The organism is Bacillus sp. EB106-04-04-XG123 (genome assembly GCF_058791855.1).
Map to the genome: position 1 here is coordinate 759,937 of NZ_JBYTDZ010000001.1, position 22,867 is coordinate 782,803.

A 22,867-nucleotide genomic window follows, 5' to 3' on the forward strand; every position below is an offset into this window, starting at 1 on the left:
CTTCACCTCCTATGCGGTGTGTTGTTCGTCACCGCTACGCGTTATGTGTAATGACTCTTCAAAAAAAAGAGTCCAATCAAACTCAAGAACTTTAGAAATAGACTTTGCTGTTTTTACTCCAGCATTTCTTTCACCTTGTTCAATAGATGCATAGGTTGTTCTAGCAATTCCTGCTTCCAATGCAACATCTTCTTGAGTCATTTGTTTATCAGTTCTTTTTTTCCTTAACCACTCTCTAGGCTGGACATTCATTTCAACACCTCCATGACACTTAATGAGTCGTTAAATAAACTATACTACGCATTTCGAGTATTGTAAACCCCTTTTTTAAATATATTACTCTTTTTGTGTCATATGTTTAATTACGCAAATTGTGTAGTTATAATATAGGTATCTCAACAATCGTGAGGCGATTATCAATGGATTTTAAAACCCGTTTAAAAGAACTCCGCAAATCAAAGAAGCTTTATCAAGAAGATGTAGCTTCTAAATTGGGTATAGCACGAACAACATATGCCTCTTATGAACAAGGGAGCAGAGAACCAGATCATGAAATGCTAGTTAAAATAGCTGATTTTTTTAATGTTTCTATTGATTACTTATTGAGAGGCGAAGAACACTATAAAGAATTAGCAAGTGAAATAAATAAAAGACCTGACACTCGTTATGCTGCCATTGACGGACATGACTTTGAAGATGAAGAAAAAGATGAAATTCTAGTGAATGCTTTAAAACAGATTGACGGTCTTGAAAAGATCATCAAAGAACACCTTGAAAAAAAAAGCAATGAACGCAACAAATAATTCAAAAATGCTTACATGGAATATTTATTATTAATGTTTAGTTTAGTTTAATTAATGCTGAAGGTTCTGCTGTAAAAATTACAGTAATACCTTCAATTGAACGACCATTCAACTGTAAAAATTACAGTAAAGTCTACAATCTTTTTTTCTCAACTGAAGGTTGTGCTGTAATTTTTACAGGATAAATCTTGCGTAAGGATGTAAAAATTTTCGATATTTGTTTAAAATTGAATGAGTATATACCGATCTGTAAATAGAGACAAAGATCGTTTATATAAAAATTATGTTAAAAGGGGAATTTGTTTTGAAAAAATTACTTGTATTGTTTTTAGCATTAGGTTTAACATTTGCACTTGCAGCATGCGGATCAGAAGACACTTCGTCTACTAATAACAGCGAATCATCTAAAGAAACGAAAAAAGAAGACAAAAAGAAAAACAAAGAAGCTAAAATGAACACCAATGTTAAAGTTGGTGATATGGTCTACAACATTAAATCAAAATCAACTTCTGAAAAAGTGGGTCCTTCAATTGCTCCAGAAACAGCGAATGGAAAATACCTAATCATTGAAGCTGATTTAAAAAATACAGGAAATGAAAAAATCATGGTCGATGCTTCGTTCTTCAAGTTGAAACGCGGGGAAAAGACATATGAAGCTGATTCAACTGCAAGCATATCTGCTAATCAAAAAGAAGATGGATCTATTGATAACAGTTTTTTAATGCAAGATTTAAACCCAGATGTTGAAATGAAAGGGAAAGTTGTTTTTGATGTCCCAGCAAAAGTAGCTGAAGCAAATGACTTAAAGTTAGAAGTACAGACTGGCGTTTTTGGAACTCAGACCGGTACAATTAAATTATCTAAGTAAGCCTTCGGGCTTCTTTTTTAAAACAAAAACAAGAACGTACATTCTCTATATTGATTTTATACTGAAATTAAAATATCATAAAAGATAAACAAATTATGGTTTTTTAGAAGAATTTATTCAGAACAGGAGAATGAAAAATGTTTGGTTTCTTCTTGCAGTTTTTCTTTTTGATCATTGGTGCGGTCTTCTGGATTTATCATCAATATCTCTACAGACCAGACATAAGAGAAAGTATTGTTCTTCTAATAATCATCATAAGTTTTACAGCAATCTTCTTTTTTAAAGACATAGATTTAAAAAAAGCTGAATAAGCCCTTTAACTCTGGGCTATTTTTTAGAACAAAAAACAGAACACACGTTCTTTTTATGATTGGAAAATAAGTCGTCAGCCTCAATAAATGTTTTTCAAACCATACTTTTATCCAGTATTAATGCAGTAAATTTGGAGGGGATGCTTCACATGATAAACACATATACTCAAAGCCATTTAGAAGACTGGATCGAAAGGTTTTTAAGAGGTAAACAGATTACTTCTCCATCAGACTTAGAACTAATAGAACTATGCCGAAAAATGAATATTTTCATCGTGCAACATGAAAAACGAACCTGTATGACTGAGATATGCGGTGTCTATGTTGTAAGCATTGATAGTAGATCAGACTCGTTTCAACAAAGATGTGAACTGGCACATGAACTATGGCACATTTTAATTGAAGGCGGCAACAATGCCGAAATGCCGATTCAATGGAAGCAATACCAAGAGTACAAGGCGAATTATTTTTCATATCACTTCTGCATTCCAACATTCATGCTGAAAAATTTAAGCCTCCCCGCTGATCAAAACAAAGCAGCGCTACTTGTCGCCGATATTTTCAAAGTTACTTGTGAATTTGCTAAGCATAGACTTAAAATTTACTTTAACAAACTGTCTAGGAGGTAAAACGATGCATTTCAAAGAGTTAGTCAAGGGGAAAAAATGGCTCGCTGTTGGGGATGGCCCACCTGATCCCGTCACCGGTAAACGTAAACAAATACCCAGACGAGGGAAAACAAAAAAAGAAGCAGAACAAAGAGTTCTGAAAGCCATAGCAGCATTAGAAGAAGACGGAATTGATGAATCTGTTGTAAAAAAGATGACTTTTGATAAACTTGCGAACGAGTGGTTAGAAGATTACATGAGAGTATCTGGAAATAAAGATAATACATTTAGAATCCGAAAAACTGAAATTAAAATTCTTAATAGGAAATTTGCTAAATTAAATATTGCTAAATTGACAACTAGGCTATATCAAAAAGGGTTAAATGAATTATCTGAGGAGCTTTCTTTAAATACACTTAAAGGAGTACATGCCGCAGCTGGTATGATATTTGATTATGCTGTAAGAGTACAGTTCTTGAAAGATAACCCCGTAAAAAGAGCCGCCATACAAAAGCAGCGGTTGACAGTGGAAGCTATTGAAAATAACAGCATTGATGAAAAATACCTTGAAAATGCAGAACTAGAGGATTTTTTAGGAGCTGTAAAAAAGTATGGACTAGAATTGGATGTCGAACGATTTTTTTTAATGGCATTCACTGGCATGAGGTCCGGCGAATTATGTGCTTTAAAAGTCAATGATGTATTGTTTGAGACCAAGGAAATTAGAATCACGAAAACAATTTATTCAGATAATGGGAATAGAAAGAATTACATTCTTACTCCCCCAAAAACATCAGGATCAGTACGCACTATCCCTTTAGACGACAAGATACTTGATCTATTAAAAGCCTTAATAAAGAGAAAAAACAAAAAAAGATTAGAATCACCTATAGATTCTTCTATGTATAATGATGATAATTTTCTTTTTTGTGATGACAATGGATACCCCTATTTACCGCAGACCATTGGCACCAGAATGAATCGAATACTAATAATGACAAACATCACAAAAAAGGCTAGTCCTCATATATTTAGACATACACACATTAGTATGCTTACAGAAGCCGGTGTTGATATTCCAACAATAATGGAGAGAGTTGGACATAGTGATATGAAAACTACAATGCAAGTATACACGCACGTAACCAAAAAAATGAAAGAGAACTCCGTCAATAAAGTAAGCACCACTTTCGGCAAACTTCTTGATCTAGGGATATCTTAATAAGAAATGTTATTTTTCTGTGATTTTTTTGCGCTCTTAAAGCCATAAACCCCTATAAAATTAAGCATTATAAGCATTTATCGAAAACATTTGATCATCTATTTTATGATAAAACATGAATAAAAGAAATAAAAACGCATTTTTTGCAGAGAAAACTTGCAGAAACATATATTTGAATTGTCTTCATATATTGGTTGTACGAGCTCTATTTGGGACATGAGGTGAAATGGATGGAAACAGAGTGGATCGTATCCTTACTGATGATTATTGGCATAGACCTGATTTTAGGCGGAGATAATGCGCTCATCATTGCAATGGCCAGTCGAAATTTATCACATGATAAACGCAATAAAGCCATTTGGATCGGCACACTTTTAGCCGTGCTGATGAGAATTACAATGACTGGTGCCGCCGTTTATTTATTGACTATCCCTTATTTGCAGTTTATTGGCGGTCTTTTTCTCCTTTATATAGGATACAATCTGTTAATTGAACAAAAGAAGGAATCGATTCGGATTAAGAGCAGCGGCTCCCTTTGGCGTGCGGTGCAAACCATTGTGATTGCCGACCTCTTTATGTCACTTGATAATGTCATCGCAGTTGCAGGTGCGGCAAAAGGCAACATGCTTCTGACCGCTTTTGGTCTCATGATTTCTGTACCGATTATTATTTGGGGAAGCAAGCTGATTCATGCAGCTTTGACCAAATTTCCGTTTCTTTTATACGGAGGAAGTGCGCTTTTGGCCTTTACTGGCGGAGAAATGATTGTGCGTGATGTGAAATTGACTGAATTTATGTCACAGCATGCCACGCTTGAATTGTTGCTTCCGTTCTTAACCGTCATAGTGGTCATATTAGCCAGTCTCTTTTACGAACAAACGGCTGAAACCAAATAAAAAAAGCTGCCAAATGATCGGCAGCTTTTCGTGTTTATATTAGTTAGCAAGTCGCTGAGCTTCTCTAAGTTGGAATGTACGAACGGTTCTTGGCAAGAAACGTCTAATTTCATCTTCATTGTACCCAACTTGTAATCTTTTTTCATCCAAGATAATTGGACGACGTAAAAGACCTGGATGCTCATTGATTAGTTTATACAATTGTTGAAGCGGCATTGTCTCAACATTGACATTTAGTTTTTGGAATACTTTTGAACGTGTTGAGATAATTTCGTCTGTACCGTCTTCTGTCATTCGAAGAATTTCTTTGATTTCATCGATTGAAAGAGGCTCAGAAAAAATATTTCTCTCTTGATACGGGATATTGTGCTCTTCTAACCACGCTCTTGCTTTTCTACATGATGTACAGCTTGGTGATGTGTATAATGTTACCATAAATCTTCACTCCTCAATTTGTAGAATGAATATTGATCTGTATTCTTAAATTAAAATTGTTCTAAATAAGTAATCTTTATAGTGATTATACTATAAAAAAGTAAGTGTGAACAGATTTTCTTGCAATTTTTGTGACAAAAACTAGACAATTTCATTCATTTTGTGGTGCTGCTTGATGTCAGAACATTCTCATTTAGTCGAGATGATCGAAAATATTTTTTTGCTTTCTATTTTCAATGATCTTCAATACATCATCAACATCCTCATACGATTGTCCATACCATTCTTCATCTTTATACGTATGGATTCGTTCATAGGTCTTCCTCATAGCTTCCATGATCTCTTCCTCATGGTTTGTAAGAGGCGACCAATAAAGAATTTCCATGCGGTTCACTTCATTTGTTGCAAGTGACCTGCGTTTATAACCGATTGATTCTGCATGCTTGAAGTGCTCTCTTTGGTAAAACTTTAGGCGTTTTGCAGTATCTGCATCATCTTCATCTACAGGCTCGACTTCAAGCAAGATCGGTTTCTTTTTTTCCTTCAGTTTATGGATCAGCTTTGATCCGAGGCCTTCACCTCTTGCATCTTTGGAAACAAATAAATAATCAATAAAGATGAAAGAATCAAATTCGGCGTACATCATCACATGATGAGGTCCTTCCTCCTTATGATAAATATCACTTCTTTCCTTTAATAAAGCTTCCATATGCTCTTTTGACTTCATTTCTTCTATCGGGAAGTATTCACTGAGCTTTTCATACCAATTCATGGATCTGCTCCTTATGCTATAGTTAAGAACCACTTCCTTAGATATTCCCGATTTCCTGCTATTTAAACGCCTGTACTAGTAAGACGCAGCAAAGTCTTCAGTAGTTTCACTTTTTTTCAATTAACGTAAAAAAAGTTTTATAACGAACGATTCATGACGAGTTGTATACAGACAAACAAGATCAGTGTCATCGTGATTTGAAACATGATGAAATAAAGATATTTTACGCGCCGTGCTTCTTGCTTCTGCCCCCTTGTCTTTCGGTTAAGCATATATTCCACTGAAAAAGACACAATCCCAATGAGCGCCATAAACAAGAGCATCCACTTGCCTCCGTTTGGCTTCCTGAAAAAAGACGTTGAAAATAGTATGAATACAATGAGAACATGAAGCATTGAATAACGATAGGTTTTCCAATTGGACATTTGATTTCCTCCGGTTCTGCTTGTACTTAACTAAAAATTACCATCACCTTGTTTTTTTGTAAAATAAAAAAAGAAGCACTGCATTAGCAGTGCTTCTCTCTTCTTATGATTGTTTCGCCTGAAGCTCTTTGAATTCTTCCTCTGTGCAGCTCACAAAGTGACCTGGCTTTACTTCACGGAACTCGGTGTTTGTTCCTTTGTGAACAGATGGATCATACTTGATTCGTTTACGGTTACGCTCATAATCAGGATCTGGAAGCGGAATCGCAGACAATAATGATTTTGTGTATGGGTGAAGCGGGTTTTCGTATAATTCATTCGCTGGTGCCAGCTCAACCAATTTTCCGAAATACATCACGCCGATACGATCGCTGATGTATTTTACCATGGACAGGTCATGGGCAATGAATAAGTACGTTAAACCTTTTTCCTCTTGAAGCTCTTTCAATAAGTTGACGACCTGCGCTTGGATCGACACGTCTAATGCAGAGATTGGTTCATCGGCGATGATGAAATCAGGCTCTACTGCTAATGCACGTGCAATTCCGATACGCTGTCTTTGACCGCCTGAGAATTCATGTGGGTATCTGTTCGCATGCTCTTTGTTCAATCCAACAGTTTCAAGTAATTGATACACACGCTCTTTACGCGCCTGTTTTGTTTTCGCAAGACCATGAATGTCGATGCCCTCTGCAATGATATCAAGCACTGTCATTCTAGGATTGAGTGAAGCATATGGATCTTGGAAGATCATCTGCATTTGACGGTTGAATTCAAGCATTTTTTGTCTTGATTTCTTCCCGTGTACATTTTCCCCTTTATAAAGAACTTCACCATCTGTCGCATCATAAAGTCTAATGATTGAACGACCCGTAGTGGATTTACCACAACCAGACTCACCTACAAGACCAAGCGTTTCACCTTTGTAAATATCAAATGAAACCCCATCAACTGCTTTCACAGTTCCTCTTGCTGTATGGAAATGCTGCTTCAAATTTTTGATTTCTAACAGTTTTTCTGCCATGCTATTCACCCTCTTTTACTAATACAGGTTTTTCGTAGCTACCTTCTAGTTCACGCATTCTCGCCTTTACAGAAGCAGGCGGTTCAACTTTAGGTGCATTCGGATGAAGTAGCCATGATTTCACATAATGCGTATCTGATACTTTGAACATTGGCGGTTCTTGTTCGAAGTCAATTTTCATTGCATAATCGCTGCGGAGTGCAAATGCATCTCCTTTCGGCGGGTTTGTCAGATCTGGTGGTGTTCCTGGAATGGCAGTCAGCTTTCCTTCTTCTCCACCATCAGTGTCAAGACTCGGCATTGATGCTAAAAGTCCCCATGTATACGGATGCTTTGGATTGTAGAAAATTTCATCAACAGTCCCTGTCTCCACAATCTGTCCTGCATACATAACAGCTACACGATCAGCGACGTTGGCCACAACACCTAGATCATGCGTAATAAAGATAATCGAAGTGTCAACCTTTTTCTGAATTTCTTTCATTAATTCTAAAATTTGTGCTTGAATTGTTACATCAAGTGCAGTCGTCGGCTCATCAGCAATCAACAGCTTTGGATCTGCTGCAAGCGCCATGGCGATGACAACCCTTTGTCTCATCCCGCCACTAAATTCGTGCGGATATTGTTTGATTCTTTTTTCAGGCATTGGAATTCCTACAAGCTCCAATAGTTCAATGGCTCTTTTTTCAGCCGCTTCTTTTGAAATTTGTTCATGCTTGAACAGCACTTCTGTAATTTGCTTCCCGACTTTCATCGTTGGATTCAAAGACGTCATCGGATCTTGGAAGATCATTGAGATGTCTTTTCCTCGAATGGTTTGCATTTGTTTCTCGGTTTTCTTGACAATATCTTGGCCATCAAACAGGATCTGTCCGCGCTTGAAATAACCCGGCGGCATCGGAATTAGTCTCATGATCGCTTGTGATGTCACACTTTTACCAGAGCCAGATTCACCTACAATAGCAAGTGTCTCGCCTTTATTTAAGTGGAAGTTCACACCACGAATGGCTTGAACTTCTCCACCATATGTTTTAAATGAGATTGCAAGGTCTTTCACCTCTAGAATACGTTCACGTTCCATCCTAATCACTCCTTATTTACGCAACTTCGGATCTAAAGCGTCTCTTAGTCCGTCTCCAACCACGTTAAAACCAAACATTGTAATACAGATAAATGCGGCTGGGAACCATAATCTCCAAGGGTAGTACGTCATGGCTGGAATTCCGTCAGACGCCATTGTTCCCCAGCTCGCTAATGGAGCCGGTACACCAAGCCCTAGATAGCTTAGGAACGCCTCTGTGAAAATAGCAGAAGGAATCGTTAATGTCATTGTCACAAGAATCGGTCCCATTGAGTTTGGAATTAAGTGTTTAAATAAAAGTCTAGATGTTTTCGCACCTAATGTTTGTGCTGCAAGAACGTATTCTTGACTCTTTAATTGTAAAACCTGTCCCCGAACAATACGTGCCATGTTAATCCAGCCTACGACTGTCATGGCAAGGATAATCGTTAATAATCCTTTAGGAAGAACAACCATCATTAAGATGACCATTAATAGTGTTGGAATTGCCCATAAAACGTCTGCAATACGCATCATCACTTCATCTGTACGGCCGCCTTTGAATGCAGCAATACTTCCCCAGATAATACCGATGATTACGTCAAGGAGCGCTGCAGCAAGACCGATGAAGATCGAAATTCTTGCCCCGACCCATGTACGGACAAACATGTCACGTCCTAAGTCATCTGTACCAAACCAGTGCTCTTTTGAAGGCGGCTGGTCAGCATTCAGCAAATCAGTCGTGGAGTAATCATATTTAGAAAAAATCGGAACAAAGATGGCCAGCATCACAATAATAAAAATGATTGTGAGTCCAACCATTGCTAGTTTATTGGCACGGAAGCGAAGCATGGCATCCTTCCATAAAGATAGACTAGGTTTAGAAATTTTTTCAGATTCTGCTGCGTCAGCTGTCGCAGGCACAAATAAATCTTTTCTCATCTCTTCCATGTGTTAGACCCCTTTCTTCGCCTTCGTCAGTTTAATTCTAGGATCGATAATACCGTATAGAACGTCAACGATTAGAATACTGACTAATAGAATAATACTGTAGAAGACTGTAACACCCATGATGACGGTGTAATCACGGTTTGTAATGCTTGTGACAAAGTGAGAGCCTAATCCAGGAATACCAAATATCTTCTCAACGACAAAACTACCTGTTAAAACTGAAGCAGCCATTGGTCCCATGTATGTGATAACAGGCAACAATGCGTTTCGGATGGCGTGTTTGATCGTCACAGCTGATTTTGTTAATCCTTTCGCTCTAGCCGTTCTAATGTAGTCACTATTTAGTACTTCAAGCATACTTGACCGTGCAAGTCTAGCGATAAATGCCATTGGCATGAAGGAAAGTGCAATAGAAGGTAGTACGGTGCTGGCCCAAGACTCCCATCCTGCAACTGGGAAGATCGCTATAATGCTTGCCTCAGATGCAAATACATATTGTAGTAGCGCCGCTAAAATGAAACTTGGAACTGAGATTCCAAAGATCGTTAAAATGGCAATCGTATAGTCTTGCCACTTGTTATGATAGAGCGCTGCAAGGACCCCAAACAATACACCAAATGCTAATGCGAGGAGAATTGCCTCAATTCCGAGGGTAAAGGAAACGGGGAATCCAGAACTGATTAAGTCATTTACGGTTTGTCCTTTATATTTAAATGAGGGACCAAAATCTAATTTTGCAACTGAACCTAAGTAGCTTACATATTGAACAAATAAAGGCTTGTCCAATCCGTAGTGCTCGTTTAGGTTTGCTTCAATTTCAGCAGGAAGTTTCTTCTCACCAGAGAATGGACCACCAGGTGCTGCCTGCATGAGAAAGAAAGTTGCAGTTACAATAACAAACAGTGTGATTAAAATATATATTAATCGCTTACCGATATATTTAAGCAACGGAATTGCACCTCCATGATTTTACAACAATTTCTCTAATCAGCAAGAAAGGTATATGGAGAGACATCCTCCATATACCTTAAGATCCTTGCCGTAGATCTCTTACACTATGACTCTTACTTTTCGAAATGTGCCCATTTGTATTGAACATCACCTAGTCCAGATACAACTACACCTTTTAGTTTAGGATCTTGTACCCAAAGCTGAGTGTAGAAGTAAATTGGTGCTACAGGCATATCGTTGATGATGATTTCTTCTGCTTTTTTCAGCATTTCTTCACGCTTTGTTTTATCTGTTTCTTTAGCAGAATCATTCAACAATTGTTTGTACTCTTTGCTTTCCCATCCAGTGTCGTTGTTTCCACCGTCTTTATCTTTGTAAAGCTCAAGGAAGTTCACTGGATCGTTGAAGTCACCTAACCAGCCCATACGTCCGATTTGGTAGTCTCCGCTGTGGATTTTGTCGATGTATACGTTCCACTCAGAGTTATCAAGTTCAACTTTCACACCTAAATCTTTTTTCCACATTTCTTGAATTGCTTGTGCAATCTTTTGGTGGCCTTCATCAGTGTTGTAAGAAAGTTTCAATGTTGGAAGATCAGAAACAGACTTATAACCTAATTCTTTCACACCTTTTTCAAGAAGCTCTTTAGCAGTTGCTACATCGTGATCTTTGAAGTAGCCAGTTTTGTTATCAGTGAATCCTTCCATTGTTGGAGGAACGATTGCCATTGCTGGCACTTGCTCACCTTGCGTAATTTTGTCAACGATCGCTTGACGGTTGATTGAGTATGTCAGGGCCTTACGGATATTTGCATTGTTTAAAGGTTTTACTTTTGTGTTGAATTTGTAGTTATAGATACCAGCGATCGTTTGGATTTTCAGACCGCCTTCTTTTTTCAATGTTTTTAAAGACTCAGTTGGAAGGCTTCCAGTTGGAGAACCAGCCCAGTCAAGCTCGCCTTTTTTGAACATGCTAAGTTCAGTGTTTGTATCTTTGATCATAGACATGTTGATTTTTTTCAATTTCACAGTATCTTTATCCCAGTATTCATTGTTCTTTTCAAGCGTGATAGAACCGCCATGTTTCCATTTAGAAAGAACGAATGGTCCGTTAGATACGTAGTTTTCACCAGCATTTGTGTACCAGTTTTTATTCTTTTCAGCCACTTTTTTGTTGATTGGCATATACGTATAGAATGCAGTTAGTTCAGTAAAGAACGGTGTTGGGTTCTCTAGCTCAACTACAAGCGTTTTGTCGTCTTTAGCTTTAATGCCAACATCAGCAACTTTCGCTTTCCCTTTGTTCGCTGCTTCAGCACCTTTAATATAGTAAAGCTGGTAAGCATATTGAGATTCATTTTTAGGATCTAATGCCCATTTCCAAGCATATTCGAAATCTTTAGCTGTAACAGGGTCACCATTAGACCATTTTGCATCACGAAGTGTGAATGTGTATGTTTTACCATCAGCACTTGTTTTGATATCAGAAGCCATTGCATTTTCTGGCTTTCCTTCAGCGTTAATTCTTGTTAATCCTTCAAAAGTCTGACGGATGACACTACCTGAAGTTGAATCATTTGCCAATCCCGGATGTAGAGAAAAAGGCTCAGTGGAGATATTCACATTTAATGTTGTTTTAGCCTCTCCAGAACTGCTCGTGCTGTCGCCTGATTTGTTTCCGCTGAAACCACAAGCGCTTAATACAAGTGTGAAAATAAGCATTAAAGTAACAACAGACCAACGCTTTTTCAACTGTATTCCCCCTTATAATATGTTTTTAGTTCAAAGGTCTCGATAGAAGATGAGATTCAGATTTAAGAAATAGCGTAAAAAAGTCCCTGAATAGCTTACTTTCTATTTCTTTTGTTTTTTCTGAATTTTCACTATGTAAAGAGCCTAGCACAAACGTGTGAACAAATTCATTATAATGAATAGAATAATTTATTGCAATATCAATTTCATATATTTTTTAAAAACGTAAATGGGGATAAAGAGGGATTTTTATAAACTAAAGTCTCAATCACTTCAACAAATTAAAGCGTAAATTGATTAAAATAATTTAACAAATTGAGCAGGAATAATGTTTTATACATATAATTAATCATCCTTTTTTAAAAAATTCTGACAGATATTTGTTATTTTATCTAAAATTTTAAGTGTCAATAGGCATGATGAGAAGGTCACATAATGGCTTCGTGACTTTTTCATGGGCATCCTTTATAATAGATAGACATATTGTTGCGATGAAAAAGAAGAGTACATATATTCACCATTTACAGAGAGTCTGCGGCCGGTGTGAGCAGATAATGGCATGTATGGAATGGGCTTTGGAGCAGCTAACCGAACACTTCTAAAAAAGTGAGTAGGCTTAGACGGAGCAGTCTCCGTTATCAACGTCTTGAGTGATTTCTATGTGAAATAACAAGGGTGGTACCACGGTTCATTCGTCCCTTTTCTGTTGAAAAGTGATGGGTGGGCCTTTTTATATTGAAGAAAAGAGGTTTTAGTATGACAAAGAAGACAATTTTTTCAGGCATTCAGCCGAGCGGTTCTGTCACATTAGGGAACTATATTGGAGCAATGAAGCAATTTGTCGATTTGCAGCATGACTATAATGGCTATTTTTGTGTCGTAGATCAGCATGCGATTACAGTGAGTCAGGACCGATTAGCTCTCCGCCAAAATATTAGAAGCTTAGCAGCTCTTTATTTAGCTGTTGGACTTGATCCAGAGAAGGCGACATTGTTTATCCAATCAGAGGTACCTGCTCACGCCCAGGCAGGATGGATGCTGCAATGTGTTGCTTATATTGGGGAATTAGAAAGAATGACCCAATTCAAGGACAAATCCGCTGGTAAGGAAGCAGTTGTTTCAGGCCTATTAACGTATCCCCCATTAATGGCTGGCGATATCTTATTATATGGTACTGATTTAGTCCCTGTTGGAGAAGACCAAAAGCAGCATCTTGAATTGACTAGAACGCTTGCTGAACGCTTTAACCGAAAATACAATGACATCTTCACTGTGCCTGAAGTAAAAATTCCAAAAGAAGGCGCTCGGATTATGTCTTTAACAGATCCAACGAAAAAAATGAGCAAATCCGATCCAAACCAAAAATCCTTCATTACCCTATTAGATGAACCAAAGCAGCTTGAAAAGAAAATCAAAAGTGCTGTGACGGATTCAGAAGGCATCGTCAAGTATGACAAAGAGAACAAGCCTGGAATTGCCAACTTGCTGACGATTTATTCTGTATTAGGCAACATATCGATTGCAGAGCTGGAGCAAAAGTACGAAGGCAAAGGATATGGTGAGTTTAAAGGAGATCTTGCGAACGTTGTCGTAGATGCTTTAAAACCAATTCAAGATCGTTACTATGAACTCATTGAATCAGACGAGCTTGATCGTATTCTAGACGAAGGTGCTGAAAAAGCAAACCGCGCAGCAAACAAAATGCTGAAAAAAATGGAGAATGCGATGGGTCTTGGCAGAAAACGCAAATAAAAAAAGCTTGCAGCACTACTCGCTGCAAGCTTTTTCTAATTTACTTTTGATTCGTTTTCCATTTCCCAAAGTTTTTCGAAAAATGGCTGTCCTTTAATCATTTTTTCACAGAAGGCTAAATGATTCTCTGACCATCCATCAATCGTTTCATTGTAAAGCATGTTCCAAATCTCTTCGAATGACATTCGTTTGATTTGGTTGTACATGCGCGGGTTCCATTCCGTATACCAATACGCAATCTCCGCCCTGTTTTGGAGCCCCTTTAATTGATCGAGCGCCATAAACATCAACTGTTTCAGCTGTCTTTCTTTTCTCGTTAATCCGCTGATATGCTGCGGCGGCAGTGATAGAATGTGGTACTCCTTCGTCGATTCAAGACTGTCCTTAGAGAATTCATATTCTTCTGCTTTCACATCTTTCACCATTTCATAGACCAATTGCTCCTGCCTTGGGATCAAGCGGCTTTTTCTCACAGGAATGGAATACCCAATCGTATCCACGGCAATGATTCGTATGCCGTCTGTGACTACAAAGCAATACTCTAATTTACGGCGCTCATGATTTTTTCGAATATATGATTTCTCAAAAACAGACTCTAGCAGCGTCTTTGGAAGCTCTGAAAGATCATTCTCTATGTAATCAAACAAAGGACTCTGGACCTTAAGTAAAGGCACTTGATCTAACAGCTCAACGCTGTCCTCCTTTCGCCACTCATGAAAATGACACACATTGTAGCCATTTTCTTCCCCTTCAAACCAATTCACCCATACGTCATGAAGAAATAACATAACCAATCCCTCACTTTATAAAAACTGTTGTCCACAGTATGGGCAAGGGATAGAGAAATTATTCCAACTTTATCAAAACTTCAAGCTGGATGAATGACGGCTTCGTGTCTTTATTTCATTCAGGAAACGGAGAGCGCACGCAGAGCCCCTTTAAACCTTACTTCAGCTTTTTAGGATCAAGCGCATCTCTCAGCCCATCTCCTAAAAAATTAAAGCATAAAACAGTCAGCAAAATGAGTAAGCCTGGGAAAAGCGGGTACCACCACGCTTGCACCATAATCGAGAAATTTTGTGCATCTTGCAGCATGTTGCCCCAGCTTGCCGTTGGTGGCTGAATACCAAAGCCAAGGTAGCTGAGCGTTGATTCAGCTAAAATGACAGAGCCTACTTTTAATGTAGCTGACACAATAATAGGACCGATACAGTTCGGTAAAATATGCGAAAAGATGATGACATGATTTTTCGTTCCAATGGTTCTTGCCGCGAGTACGAATTCTCTTGTTCGAAGTGATAAGAATTCACTGCGAATGAGCCTAGCGGTTGTTGTCCAGCCAGTCAAAGCAAAGATTAAAATCAATTTATCAATGCCCGGTTTGAAAATGGTGACGAGCGTGATCAATAGAAAAATATCTGGAATCGACAACACGACATCCACAAACCTCATTAACAAGGAATCAACAAACCCTTTGAAATACCCCGCGACCGCGCCAACGACAGTTCCAATAGTGATTGCACCAACCACCGAGACGAAACCGACCAATAAAGAAACGCGCGCGCCATATAGCACCCTTGAGAAGATATCGCGGCCAAACTTGTCTGTGCCCATAAAATGCTCAGCACTTGGCGGCTGGAGCCGCTTCAATAAATCTTGATGCTCTGGTGCATATGGAGCGATCACTGGAGCAAAAATGGCAGAAAAAATAATGACCAATAAGATCACGGAGCCGGCAACTGCCAATTTATTTTTGAAAAATTTCTCGCAAAATAAACGCAGCATTGTCTCTGGCTTTGGCGGAAGGCCCTCCTTTAATTTGATATCAACAGGAGGTGTTCCCATATTAGGCTGTGCCAATTGTCCTTCAGCTCCCTTCTAATATTCAATACGCGGATCAACGATCGCATATAAAATATCCGCTATTAAATTTCCCACCACGACAAGCACTGCGGAAATAACGGTCATCGCCATAATGACCGGATAATCTCTCGAAAAGGCAGAATCAATGAACAGCTTTCCAAGTCCAGGCCAGGTGAAGATTTGTTCCACCACGACTGCGCCGCCAATAAAGGATGGTATCATCAATCCGAAAATCGTTATGACAGGCATAAGACCGTTTCGTAAACCATGCTTAAAAATAACTTTGTTTTCTCTAAAGCCTTTCGCTCTTGCGGTGCGAATGTAATCCTGCCTCATGACATCAAGCATACTCGACCTTGTGTACCGGGTCAGCCCTGCCATATCAGCCGTTGCTAAAACAAAGGCAGGTAAAATAATGTGATGGAGCCGATCAAACACATTAAAATCAGCATTCAAGGTAGAGACTCCGCCAGTCGGAAACCACCCTAGGTTCACGGATAAAACCATAATGAGGATAAGACCAAACCAAAAGTTTGGAATAGCCAGTCCGATAAAAGATGTAACCGTAATCCCATAGTCAAGCTTTGTATACGGACGTTTTGCTGAAAGAACACCAAATGGGATGGCAATCAGCAGGGCAACTAATGTAGAAAAAATCATGAGGATGAGGGTATTTGGCAGCCGGGCAAAAATCAAATCAGCCACGGGCGTTCCCTTTTTGACAATGGATGTGCCAAAGTCACCTTGAAGCATATTGCCAAGCCATTTCATATATTGCACATATTCCGGATCATTCAAGCCGTACTTATCAATAAAGGCTTCCCGGTCTGCCGCACTAATGGTAGGGTCCATCATGAGTGACATCGGATCACCTGGTGCTGCTTTCATAATGGCAAAGGACAAAATGGTAATCCCTAATAAAATAGGAATAGAGAGCAATGTCCTTCTAATGATATATGTAACCATATGCACAACTCCTTTTTCATCGGATCGCCATTCTGTGAAAAAAAGGCTAAAATGAAGTTATTTTAGCCCTTTGTCTTCTTTTCAGCGTGATATAACCCCCCTTGAATTCTCGTGCTGATGCAGAGCGCGATTAGCACCACGCTAAGACCGGACACCAAATGCAAGGGATTGTTCTCACGGTGAAAGGGGAGAATCCTCCCCCTCTTCACTATCAGCCTACTGTTCAAGCCACCATTTTTCGATTTTGTAATACTCATCTTTCGGGTGGTAAGAATAGCCTTGAAGATTAGATGGCATAGCGCGATGTGAGTTAGCATAGTAAAGGAACGTATATGGCTGATCCTCTGCGATCAGTTTATAAATTTTTTCATATGCCTTTGAATAATCTTTTCGATCGCTTAATTTTTTAGCATCGACTAACAGCTTATCGACCTCTTTATTTTTATACCAGATGTTATTTAAGCCTTTTTCTGACTGGCTTGAGTGGAAGATGCTAAATTGATCAGGGAATGTCGCAAGGCTCCAGCCGAGCAGCAGTGCATCATAATCCCATTTAGGCGGTGTCGTCTGCTCAATGAGTGCACTGAATTCCACAATTTGCGGCTTCGCTTCCACACCAATTTCTTTGAGCTGCTGCTGGACAACGACAGCGATATCTTCACGAACTTTATTTCCTTGGTTGGTCTTTATGACAAAGGAGAATTTCTTGCCATCCTTATCAAGATAGCCGTCTCCATCTGTATCCTCCCAGCCCTCTTCTTTCAGCATCTTTTTCGCTTTTTCTTGATCAAATTCAAATACTGGAACACTTTCATCCTTTGGATAGTTCCAGGACAGCGGACTTTCTGGAATGTTAGCTACTTTGCCGTCTCCATCTAACACTTGGTCAACAATCGTTTGACGATCAATGGCATGTGTCAGCGCTTGGCGAACCTTTTTACTCTTAAAAAGTTCATTTTTCTGGTTCCAGCCAATGTATGAATAATTCAGGCCTAGGTCAGATTCAATTTTAATGTTGCTGACTTTTTCAGCTGTTTGCAGCTCTGCTCCTGGTACAGCAAAGAAATCAATATCGCCTGCTGACAGCTGAGCAATGGCTGCATTTTGGTCAGGAATCGTTTTAATCGTGACGGTATCAAGGTATGGGCGTCCATCCCAATAATCGTCAAAGGCTTCTAGTTTGACGTAGTCTCCTTCTTTCCACTCTGCAAATTTAAATGGACCAGAACCGATTGGTTTTTTTCGGTTAAATTCGTTTTCACCGAGATCCTTTATAGGCACATCACCTAAAATATGCTTAGGTAAAATGCCGTAGCTTCCTAATGTAACATTATAAAAATAAGGATCTTTTTTATTGAGCTTGAATTCGATCGAGTAGTCCCCTGTCTTTTTAACAGACTCTAATACTTCAAAGCCTGATCCGCGCTCCCCATTGTAGTCCTTATTGATTGGAATGCTGTATGTAAACACAACATCATCAGCAGTCAGTTCTTCACCATCATGAAACTTCACACCTTTTTTAATGGTGACATCAAACTGCTTGCCGTCATCCGATTCTTTAATATCCTCTGCCAGCGATAGCTGAGGGTTCAGCTTTCCGTCTGTTTGAAGTAAGAAGCTGTAGATTCTTTCTTCAATATCAGAGCTTGCCACATCTGTAGAATACAGAGAGTTAAATAATGTTGGCTCTGCAATTGAACCGATGACAAGATCTCCGCCTTGTACCGGTTTACCAGTGGATTTCTTTTCACTGTCTCCAGATGTTTTATTTCCACCAGAACAAGCAGCTAGGATTAATGTAAAAATCAGCAGTAAACTGACCAAAATGGACTTTCTATTTCTAACTTTCATAGACAATTCCCCCTATTCTTTTTTAAAAATCATGACAGAATCCTGTTTCATCCCCCCTCTCAAAGATGAGATCATACAAGCTTGATCAAGCGTTGTAGAGGTGGCAGGCAACAAAGTGGTTCGTTTTTAACTCCTGAAATGCTGGTACTTTTTCTTTACAGATTTCTTTCGCATGCGGGCATCTTGTGTGAAATACGCAGCCTTTTGGCGGATTTGCAGGACTCGGCAGGTCGCCTTGCAGCATAATGCGTTCTCTTTTCACCTGCCCTTTTTTACGGGTGACAGGAACGGAAGAAAGCAGAGCCTGTGTATATGGATGGAGCGGTTCATCGTACAGACTATGTTTATCGGCAAGCTCCATCATTTTGCCGAGATACATGACGCCGACTCTATCGCTAATATGCCTGACCACACTTAAATCGTGAGAGATAAATAGATAGGTAAGGTCAAATTCCTCCTGAAGCTCCTCCATTAGATTAATGACCTGCGCCTGAATGGATACATCAAGTGCCGATACAGGCTCATCTGCGATGATCATGTCGGGATTCATGGCAAGCGCACGAGCGATGCCGATTCGCTGCCTCTGCCCGCCTGAAAATTCATGGGGATAGCGGTTCGCAAAGCTTGGATGTAGACCTACCTTTGATAAAAGCTGTTCTACTTTTTCATTTCTTTCTTTTAAGGAATATAAGTGATGTGTTTTGTAGGGTTCTTTGATGATGCTTCGAAGTGTTTTTCTAGGGTTGAGTGATGCAAAGGGATCTTGAAAAACCATTTGGATGTTTTTTCGTGTAGATTGTCTTAGCTTTGATTCTGATACGCGCGTGATGTCTTGCCCTTTAAAAAAGATTTGACCGTCAGTTGGTTCATATAGACGAATCATCGTCCGTCCTAATGTGGATTTACCGCATCCTGACTCCCCGACAATACCTAACGTTTCACCTTTATAAATCTTCAAGTCTATGCCGTCAACAGCTTTTACTGCACCGACTTTTTTCTGAAAGACACCCGCTTTAATCGGAAAATGTTTTCGAATCTGTTTCAGTTCAAGAATCGTTTCTTTCTCTGGTAATTCCGTTATTTGTGTTTGATTTTGAGCAAGGGTCATGTTTGATCTGCCTCCTCATATAAGAAACATCTGACGCTTCTGCCATCTTCAAATGTTCTCAGCTTAGGCAGTTCACCCAGGCAGCGTTCCTTCACTTGCGGACATCTAGGAGCAAAGCGGCAGCCGACTGGAAGCTGATCTGGCGCAGGAACATTTCCTTTGATGGCTGTTAACGGCTGGATGTCTCCATCAATGACAGGAATTGATTCAAGCAGCCCTTCTGTGTAAGGATGAAGCGGCTGTTCAAACAACTCTTCCACGGTTCCATTTTCAACAACCTGTCCGCAGTACATGACAATCACTCGATCTGCTACTTCAGACACGACACCTAAATCATGTGTGATAAGAAGAATAGAAGTACCAAAGGTAGAGCATAAATCTTTCATTAATGTGAGTACCTGTGCTTGAATGGTCACATCCAGGGCAGTTGTCGGTTCATCTGCAATGAGAAGCTTCGGATCACAGCTGAGCGCTATGGCAATCATTACTCTTTGCCGCATGCCGCCTGATAATCGATGCGGATAATCTTTCATGATTTGCTCCGGACGGGAAAAACCAACAAGCTTCAGCAGATCAACCGCTTTTTTGACCGCTTCTTTTTTTGAAAATTTTTTGTGATAGATGAGGATTTCTGTTATTTGTTCTCCGATGGTTAAGACGGGATTAAGTGAGGTCATGGGTTCCTGAAAGATCATAGATACTTCATTACCGCGGATGCTGCATAATTCCTTTTCACTATATGTAACAAGGTCCTTTCCATCAAGTTTGATAGAACCGTCCATAATTTTCCCACCAGTTCCATGAATCAGACCCATAATGGATAAGGACGTAATGCTTTTGCCAGATCCAGACTCACCGACTAACGCGACAGTTTCTCCTCTGTTGATGCTGAAATCAACGCCATCAACAGCAGGTATCGGTTCCTTTTTTCGAAAAAAATATGTTTTTAAGTTTTGCACTTCAAGCAGCGTGCTCATTCATTCGCCCCTTTCTCCATAGATCAATAGAATTGAACCTGAATATTCCGTCTTTTTAAAATAAAAAGAATTATTTGTATATTATTACATCGCTATGACGAAATCAAGAAGTATTTAGTAAATTTGTAATATGTCTCTTTTTATGTTAATTACTCACTTTTTGATTCTATCGCCTTTAAAAAAGTTTCTGACGGCTCTGCAATCATAGACTCCTCGCTGATTCGGTGCTCATTAAAATATTTTTTCACGATATAGAACCCAGTGGCGTAACCAAGCATTTTAGGGTAGTTCCCTTTTCCATAAAGAAGATTCTGTATCAGCCTTTCGTCGTCCTGGACTTTTTGATCAAGATGACTGGATACCCATTTCTTGTACATGCGCTGAAGCTGGGATTCGCTATAGAAGGTGGTCCATTTCGCTGTATAGCTTTCACCATATCTATGATACACAGCATATTCAGCGAGCCCCTCCATCATGATTGTATCGAGGAATGTAAAGTCTTTTTCTTCTTTTGAGAGAAAATGCAGCCTGCATACATGGTGATACTCGTGAGTCAGCAATGTACCAATTCGCTCCTTCGGGGTATTTGGAGACAAAAAAAGAAAGACCTTGTCATCAAATGCCATGCCGGATTGATAATAAAATTGCTCTCTGATTTCTCTGCTGCTCTCGTTGACAGGTAAAATAAACACAGGGATGTCAGGACCTTCCCACTCTTTTTGAAGCGTTTGGTATTCTTTCATGACAAGCTTGAAGTACCCTTTTTCTTTGAGCTTGTCGATCATGTTTTTACACGAGCTCCAAGACCGAACCATACCGTGATGCTGCAGGTGAGCGAGGATAGACGACCATTCTTTTTCCTCTGCCCCTTTAAAATAAGGAACAAAGCGCGCCGCAAGCTCCTGAAATGATGATGATTGATGAATGAGATATTGTGTATTGATCAGACCCATACCGCTGAACACCTCCATTTTCATCATATGCAAAAAAGCGGCGATCTGTTTATCGACCGCCGCTTTCTCAGGAAGTATTACGCTTCGTATTTTTTGAAAATAATTGTCGCATTATGCCCGCCAAAACCAAGTGAGTTACTTAAAGCAACTTGTACTTCTTTTGAACGTGCTTCATTTGCTACATAATCAAGATCACATTCTTCATCCGGTGTTTCAAGATTAATGGTCGGAGGAATGACGCTGTCTTTAATCGCAAGAACAGAGAAAATAGCTTCTACTCCGCCTGCTGCGCCAAGTAAGTGACCTGTCATTGATTTTGTTGAACTGATTGCAAGCTGGTTCGCATGCTCTCCGAACACTTCTTTAATCGCCATTGTTTCAAATTTATCATTGTAAGGTGTGCTTGTTCCGTGGGCATTGATATAATCAATGTCTTCCACAGACAAACCTGCATCTCGAATCGCTTCTTGCATTGCACGGACGCCGCCTTCACCGTTTGGAGCTGGCGCCGTAATATGGTAGGCATCTCCAGTTGAACCATAACCAACGATTTCAGCATAAATGGTCGCACCACGTTTTAACGCATGCTCAAGTTCTTCAAGAACAATAATCCCTGCACCTTCACCCATGACAAATCCGTCACGGTTTTTGTCGAACGGACGGCTTGCTGTCTTTGGATCAGGATTTGTCGAAAGGGCTTTGTTCGCACAGAAACCCGCAAACGACATTTTTGTTAACGGCGCTTCTGTTCCGCCTGTGATCATTGCATCTGCATCTCCGCGCTGAATGACTTTAAATGCATCACCAATTGAGTTTGTACCTGTTGCACATGCTGTCACTGTACAAGAGTTAACTCCTTTTGCACCAAGTGCAATAGAGATTTGACCTGTCGCCATATCAGGAATCATCATTGGGACGAAGAATGGACTTACGCGTCTTGCCCCTTTATTTGAATACACTTCGAACTGCTCTTCAAATGTTTCAAGTCCGCCAATACCAGACCCAACCCATACACCAACACGCGGTGCGATTTCATCTGTGATTTCAAGACGTGAATCTTCGAGCGCCTTTTGAGCAGCAACGACTGCATATTGCGTAAAGCGTGCCATTTTTCGCGCTTCTTTTTTCTCCATGTAATCTTCAATGTTAAAATCTTTTAGTTCTGCTGCTACTTTTGCGGTATATTCACTTGAATCGACACGTGTAATCGGTCCAACCCCTGATACACCCGCTAAAGCATTTTTCCATGTTGACTCTACATCGTTGCCAAGTGGTGTCAAAGCACCTAATCCTGTAACAACTACTCGTTTCTTATCCATT

The 22,867-nt window shown here is 39.6% G+C and carries 23 protein-coding genes and 1 other annotated feature; of the genes, 6 read left to right on the plus strand and 17 right to left on the minus strand.

Features of this window, described 5'->3' with window-relative positions; translation table 11 throughout:
* Window positions 1–9: 9 nt before the first annotated feature.
* Window positions 10–252 (minus strand): helix-turn-helix transcriptional regulator, encoded by a 243-nt coding sequence (locus tag AC3WTB_RS04035; RefSeq protein WP_492333361.1) that lies wholly within the window; start codon window positions 250–252, stop codon window positions 10–12.
* A 167-nt stretch (window positions 253–419) separates the two neighbouring features.
* On the opposite strand from AC3WTB_RS04035, the gene AC3WTB_RS04040 reads away from it, so the two are divergent.
* The 5 genes from AC3WTB_RS04040 (at window position 420) to AC3WTB_RS04060 (ending at window position 4,708) form a co-directional block, all read left to right on the plus strand.
* Window positions 420–803 carry a helix-turn-helix domain-containing protein gene (locus tag AC3WTB_RS04040; RefSeq protein WP_211063162.1) on the plus strand — a complete coding sequence of 128 codons (384 nt, stop codon included), beginning with the start codon at window positions 420–422 and terminating at the stop codon, window positions 801–803.
* Window positions 804–1,107: 304 nt separating this feature from the next.
* Entirely contained in the window at window positions 1,108–1,671 is a 564-nt protein-coding gene (locus AC3WTB_RS04045) for a DUF4352 domain-containing protein (protein WP_492333362.1), read from the plus strand.
* A 460-nt stretch (window positions 1,672–2,131) separates the two neighbouring features.
* Window positions 2,132–2,611, plus strand: a complete 480-nt coding sequence (locus AC3WTB_RS04050) for an ImmA/IrrE family metallo-endopeptidase (RefSeq protein ID WP_492333363.1) — start codon at window positions 2,132–2,134, stop codon at window positions 2,609–2,611.
* Between the two features lie 4 nt (window positions 2,612–2,615).
* A complete protein-coding gene (locus AC3WTB_RS04055; RefSeq protein ID WP_492333364.1) occupies window positions 2,616–3,812 on the plus strand; it encodes a site-specific integrase in 1,197 nt (398 codons plus the stop codon).
* Window positions 3,813–4,042: 230 nt separating this feature from the next.
* Complete coding sequence (locus AC3WTB_RS04060) at window positions 4,043–4,708, plus strand: TerC family protein (RefSeq protein ID WP_064498301.1); 666 nt, start codon at window positions 4,043–4,045, stop codon at window positions 4,706–4,708.
* A gap of 39 nt (window positions 4,709–4,747) precedes the next feature.
* On the opposite strand, the gene spxA is transcribed toward AC3WTB_RS04060, so the two are convergent.
* From spxA to AC3WTB_RS04100, 8 genes are all read right to left on the minus strand, one after another.
* On the minus strand, window positions 4,748–5,143 hold the full coding sequence (gene spxA / locus AC3WTB_RS04065) for a transcriptional regulator SpxA (RefSeq protein WP_003211421.1): 396 nt from the start codon (window positions 5,141–5,143) through the stop codon (window positions 4,748–4,750).
* Between the two features lie 193 nt (window positions 5,144–5,336).
* Entirely contained in the window at window positions 5,337–5,915 is a 579-nt protein-coding gene (locus AC3WTB_RS04070; protein ID WP_024425040.1) for a GNAT family N-acetyltransferase, read from the minus strand.
* Between the two features lie 137 nt (window positions 5,916–6,052).
* On the minus strand, window positions 6,053–6,340 hold the full coding sequence (locus AC3WTB_RS04075) for a hypothetical protein (RefSeq protein WP_492333365.1): 288 nt from the start codon (window positions 6,338–6,340) through the stop codon (window positions 6,053–6,055).
* A 103-nt stretch (window positions 6,341–6,443) separates the two neighbouring features.
* On the minus strand, window positions 6,444–7,364 hold the full coding sequence (locus AC3WTB_RS04080; protein ID WP_024425041.1) for an ABC transporter ATP-binding protein: 921 nt from the start codon (window positions 7,362–7,364) through the stop codon (window positions 6,444–6,446).
* 1 nt (window position 7,365) lies between these two features.
* Complete coding sequence (locus tag AC3WTB_RS04085; protein WP_064498299.1) at window positions 7,366–8,445, minus strand: ABC transporter ATP-binding protein; 1,080 nt, start codon at window positions 8,443–8,445, stop codon at window positions 7,366–7,368.
* 12 nt (window positions 8,446–8,457) lie between these two features.
* Window positions 8,458–9,375 carry an ABC transporter permease gene (locus tag AC3WTB_RS04090; protein WP_048238483.1) on the minus strand — a complete coding sequence of 306 codons (918 nt, stop codon included), beginning with the start codon at window positions 9,373–9,375 and terminating at the stop codon, window positions 8,458–8,460.
* A gap of 3 nt (window positions 9,376–9,378) precedes the next feature.
* Window positions 9,379–10,323 carry an ABC transporter permease gene (locus AC3WTB_RS04095; protein ID WP_269103946.1) on the minus strand — a complete coding sequence of 315 codons (945 nt, stop codon included), beginning with the start codon at window positions 10,321–10,323 and terminating at the stop codon, window positions 9,379–9,381.
* A gap of 116 nt (window positions 10,324–10,439) precedes the next feature.
* Window positions 10,440–12,077 carry a peptide ABC transporter substrate-binding protein gene (locus AC3WTB_RS04100; RefSeq protein WP_059374935.1) on the minus strand — a complete coding sequence of 546 codons (1,638 nt, stop codon included), beginning with the start codon at window positions 12,075–12,077 and terminating at the stop codon, window positions 10,440–10,442.
* Window positions 12,078–12,559: 482 nt separating this feature from the next.
* Window positions 12,560–12,780, plus strand: a binding site (T-box leader).
* 53 nt (window positions 12,781–12,833) lie between these two features.
* Here AC3WTB_RS04100 and trpS point away from each other — a divergent pair.
* Window positions 12,834–13,829, plus strand: coding sequence for a tryptophan--tRNA ligase (trpS, locus tag AC3WTB_RS04105; protein ID WP_024425046.1), 996 nt, complete (start codon window positions 12,834–12,836; stop codon window positions 13,827–13,829).
* 35 nt (window positions 13,830–13,864) lie between these two features.
* On the opposite strand, the gene AC3WTB_RS04110 is transcribed toward trpS, so the two are convergent.
* The 8 genes from AC3WTB_RS04110 to fabF form a co-directional block, all read right to left on the minus strand.
* Complete coding sequence (locus AC3WTB_RS04110) at window positions 13,865–14,617, minus strand: YjbA family protein (RefSeq protein ID WP_039177811.1); 753 nt, start codon at window positions 14,615–14,617, stop codon at window positions 13,865–13,867.
* A gap of 157 nt (window positions 14,618–14,774) precedes the next feature.
* Window positions 14,775–15,674 (minus strand): oligopeptide ABC transporter permease, encoded by a 900-nt coding sequence (gene opp4C, locus AC3WTB_RS04115; RefSeq protein ID WP_080772319.1) that lies wholly within the window; start codon window positions 15,672–15,674, stop codon window positions 14,775–14,777.
* Window positions 15,675–15,707: 33 nt separating this feature from the next.
* Window positions 15,708–16,658, minus strand: coding sequence for an ABC transporter permease (locus AC3WTB_RS04120; protein WP_034621771.1), 951 nt, complete (start codon window positions 16,656–16,658; stop codon window positions 15,708–15,710).
* Window positions 16,659–16,874: 216 nt separating this feature from the next.
* Window positions 16,875–18,509 (minus strand): peptide-binding protein, encoded by a 1,635-nt coding sequence (locus tag AC3WTB_RS04125; protein WP_039177804.1) that lies wholly within the window; start codon window positions 18,507–18,509, stop codon window positions 16,875–16,877.
* 85 nt (window positions 18,510–18,594) lie between these two features.
* On the minus strand, window positions 18,595–19,617 hold the full coding sequence (locus tag AC3WTB_RS04130; RefSeq protein ID WP_041089820.1) for an ABC transporter ATP-binding protein: 1,023 nt from the start codon (window positions 19,615–19,617) through the stop codon (window positions 18,595–18,597).
* Window positions 19,614–20,594 carry an ABC transporter ATP-binding protein gene (locus AC3WTB_RS04135; protein ID WP_492333366.1) on the minus strand — a complete coding sequence of 327 codons (981 nt, stop codon included), beginning with the start codon at window positions 20,592–20,594 and terminating at the stop codon, window positions 19,614–19,616. Before AC3WTB_RS04135 ends, AC3WTB_RS04130 begins: the two co-directional genes overlap by 4 nt.
* A 149-nt stretch (window positions 20,595–20,743) precedes the next feature.
* Window positions 20,744–21,547 carry a DUF2268 domain-containing putative Zn-dependent protease gene (locus AC3WTB_RS04140; protein ID WP_064498297.1) on the minus strand — a complete coding sequence of 268 codons (804 nt, stop codon included), beginning with the start codon at window positions 21,545–21,547 and terminating at the stop codon, window positions 20,744–20,746.
* A gap of 77 nt (window positions 21,548–21,624) precedes the next feature.
* On the minus strand, window positions 21,625–22,866 hold the full coding sequence (gene fabF / locus AC3WTB_RS04145) for a beta-ketoacyl-ACP synthase II (protein WP_039177794.1): 1,242 nt from the start codon (window positions 22,864–22,866) through the stop codon (window positions 21,625–21,627).
* Window position 22,867 lies beyond the last annotated feature (1 nt).

Bases quoted from the DNA above. Each gene is read 5' to 3' on its own strand.
- AC3WTB_RS04035 (WP_492333361.1), bottom strand. From the start codon at position 252: ATGAATGTCCAGCCTAGAGAGTGGTTAAGGAAAAAAAGAACTGATAAA.
- AC3WTB_RS04040 (WP_211063162.1), top strand. From the start codon at position 420: ATGGATTTTAAAACCCGTTTAAAAGAACTCCGCAAATCAAAGAAGCTT.
- AC3WTB_RS04050 (WP_492333363.1), top strand. From the start codon at position 2,132: ATGATAAACACATATACTCAAAGCCATTTAGAAGACTGGATCGAAAGG.
- AC3WTB_RS04055 (WP_492333364.1), top strand. From the start codon at position 2,616: ATGCATTTCAAAGAGTTAGTCAAGGGGAAAAAATGGCTCGCTGTTGGG.
- AC3WTB_RS04060 (WP_064498301.1), top strand. From the start codon at position 4,043: ATGGAAACAGAGTGGATCGTATCCTTACTGATGATTATTGGCATAGAC.
- spxA (WP_003211421.1), bottom strand. From the start codon at position 5,143: ATGGTAACATTATACACATCACCAAGCTGTACATCATGTAGAAAAGCA.
- AC3WTB_RS04070 (WP_024425040.1), bottom strand. From the start codon at position 5,915: ATGAATTGGTATGAAAAGCTCAGTGAATACTTCCCGATAGAAGAAATG.
- AC3WTB_RS04075 (WP_492333365.1), bottom strand. From the start codon at position 6,340: ATGTCCAATTGGAAAACCTATCGTTATTCAATGCTTCATGTTCTCATT.
- AC3WTB_RS04080 (WP_024425041.1), bottom strand. From the start codon at position 7,364: ATGGCAGAAAAACTGTTAGAAATCAAAAATTTGAAGCAGCATTTCCAT.
- AC3WTB_RS04085 (WP_064498299.1), bottom strand. From the start codon at position 8,445: ATGGAACGTGAACGTATTCTAGAGGTGAAAGACCTTGCAATCTCATTT.
- AC3WTB_RS04090 (WP_048238483.1), bottom strand. From the start codon at position 9,375: ATGGAAGAGATGAGAAAAGATTTATTTGTGCCTGCGACAGCTGACGCA.
- trpS (WP_024425046.1), top strand. From the start codon at position 12,834: ATGACAAAGAAGACAATTTTTTCAGGCATTCAGCCGAGCGGTTCTGTC.
- AC3WTB_RS04110 (WP_039177811.1), bottom strand. From the start codon at position 14,617: ATGTTATTTCTTCATGACGTATGGGTGAATTGGTTTGAAGGGGAAGAA.
- opp4C (WP_080772319.1), bottom strand. From the start codon at position 15,674: ATGGGAACACCTCCTGTTGATATCAAATTAAAGGAGGGCCTTCCGCCA.
- AC3WTB_RS04120 (WP_034621771.1), bottom strand. From the start codon at position 16,658: ATGGTTACATATATCATTAGAAGGACATTGCTCTCTATTCCTATTTTA.
- AC3WTB_RS04125 (WP_039177804.1), bottom strand. From the start codon at position 18,509: ATGAAAGTTAGAAATAGAAAGTCCATTTTGGTCAGTTTACTGCTGATT.
- AC3WTB_RS04130 (WP_041089820.1), bottom strand. From the start codon at position 19,617: ATGACCCTTGCTCAAAATCAAACACAAATAACGGAATTACCAGAGAAA.
- AC3WTB_RS04135 (WP_492333366.1), bottom strand. From the start codon at position 20,594: ATGAGCACGCTGCTTGAAGTGCAAAACTTAAAAACATATTTTTTTCGA.
- AC3WTB_RS04140 (WP_064498297.1), bottom strand. From the start codon at position 21,547: ATGGGTCTGATCAATACACAATATCTCATTCATCAATCATCATCATTT.
- fabF (WP_039177794.1), bottom strand. From the start codon at position 22,866: ATGGATAAGAAACGAGTAGTTGTTACAGGATTAGGTGCTTTGACACCA.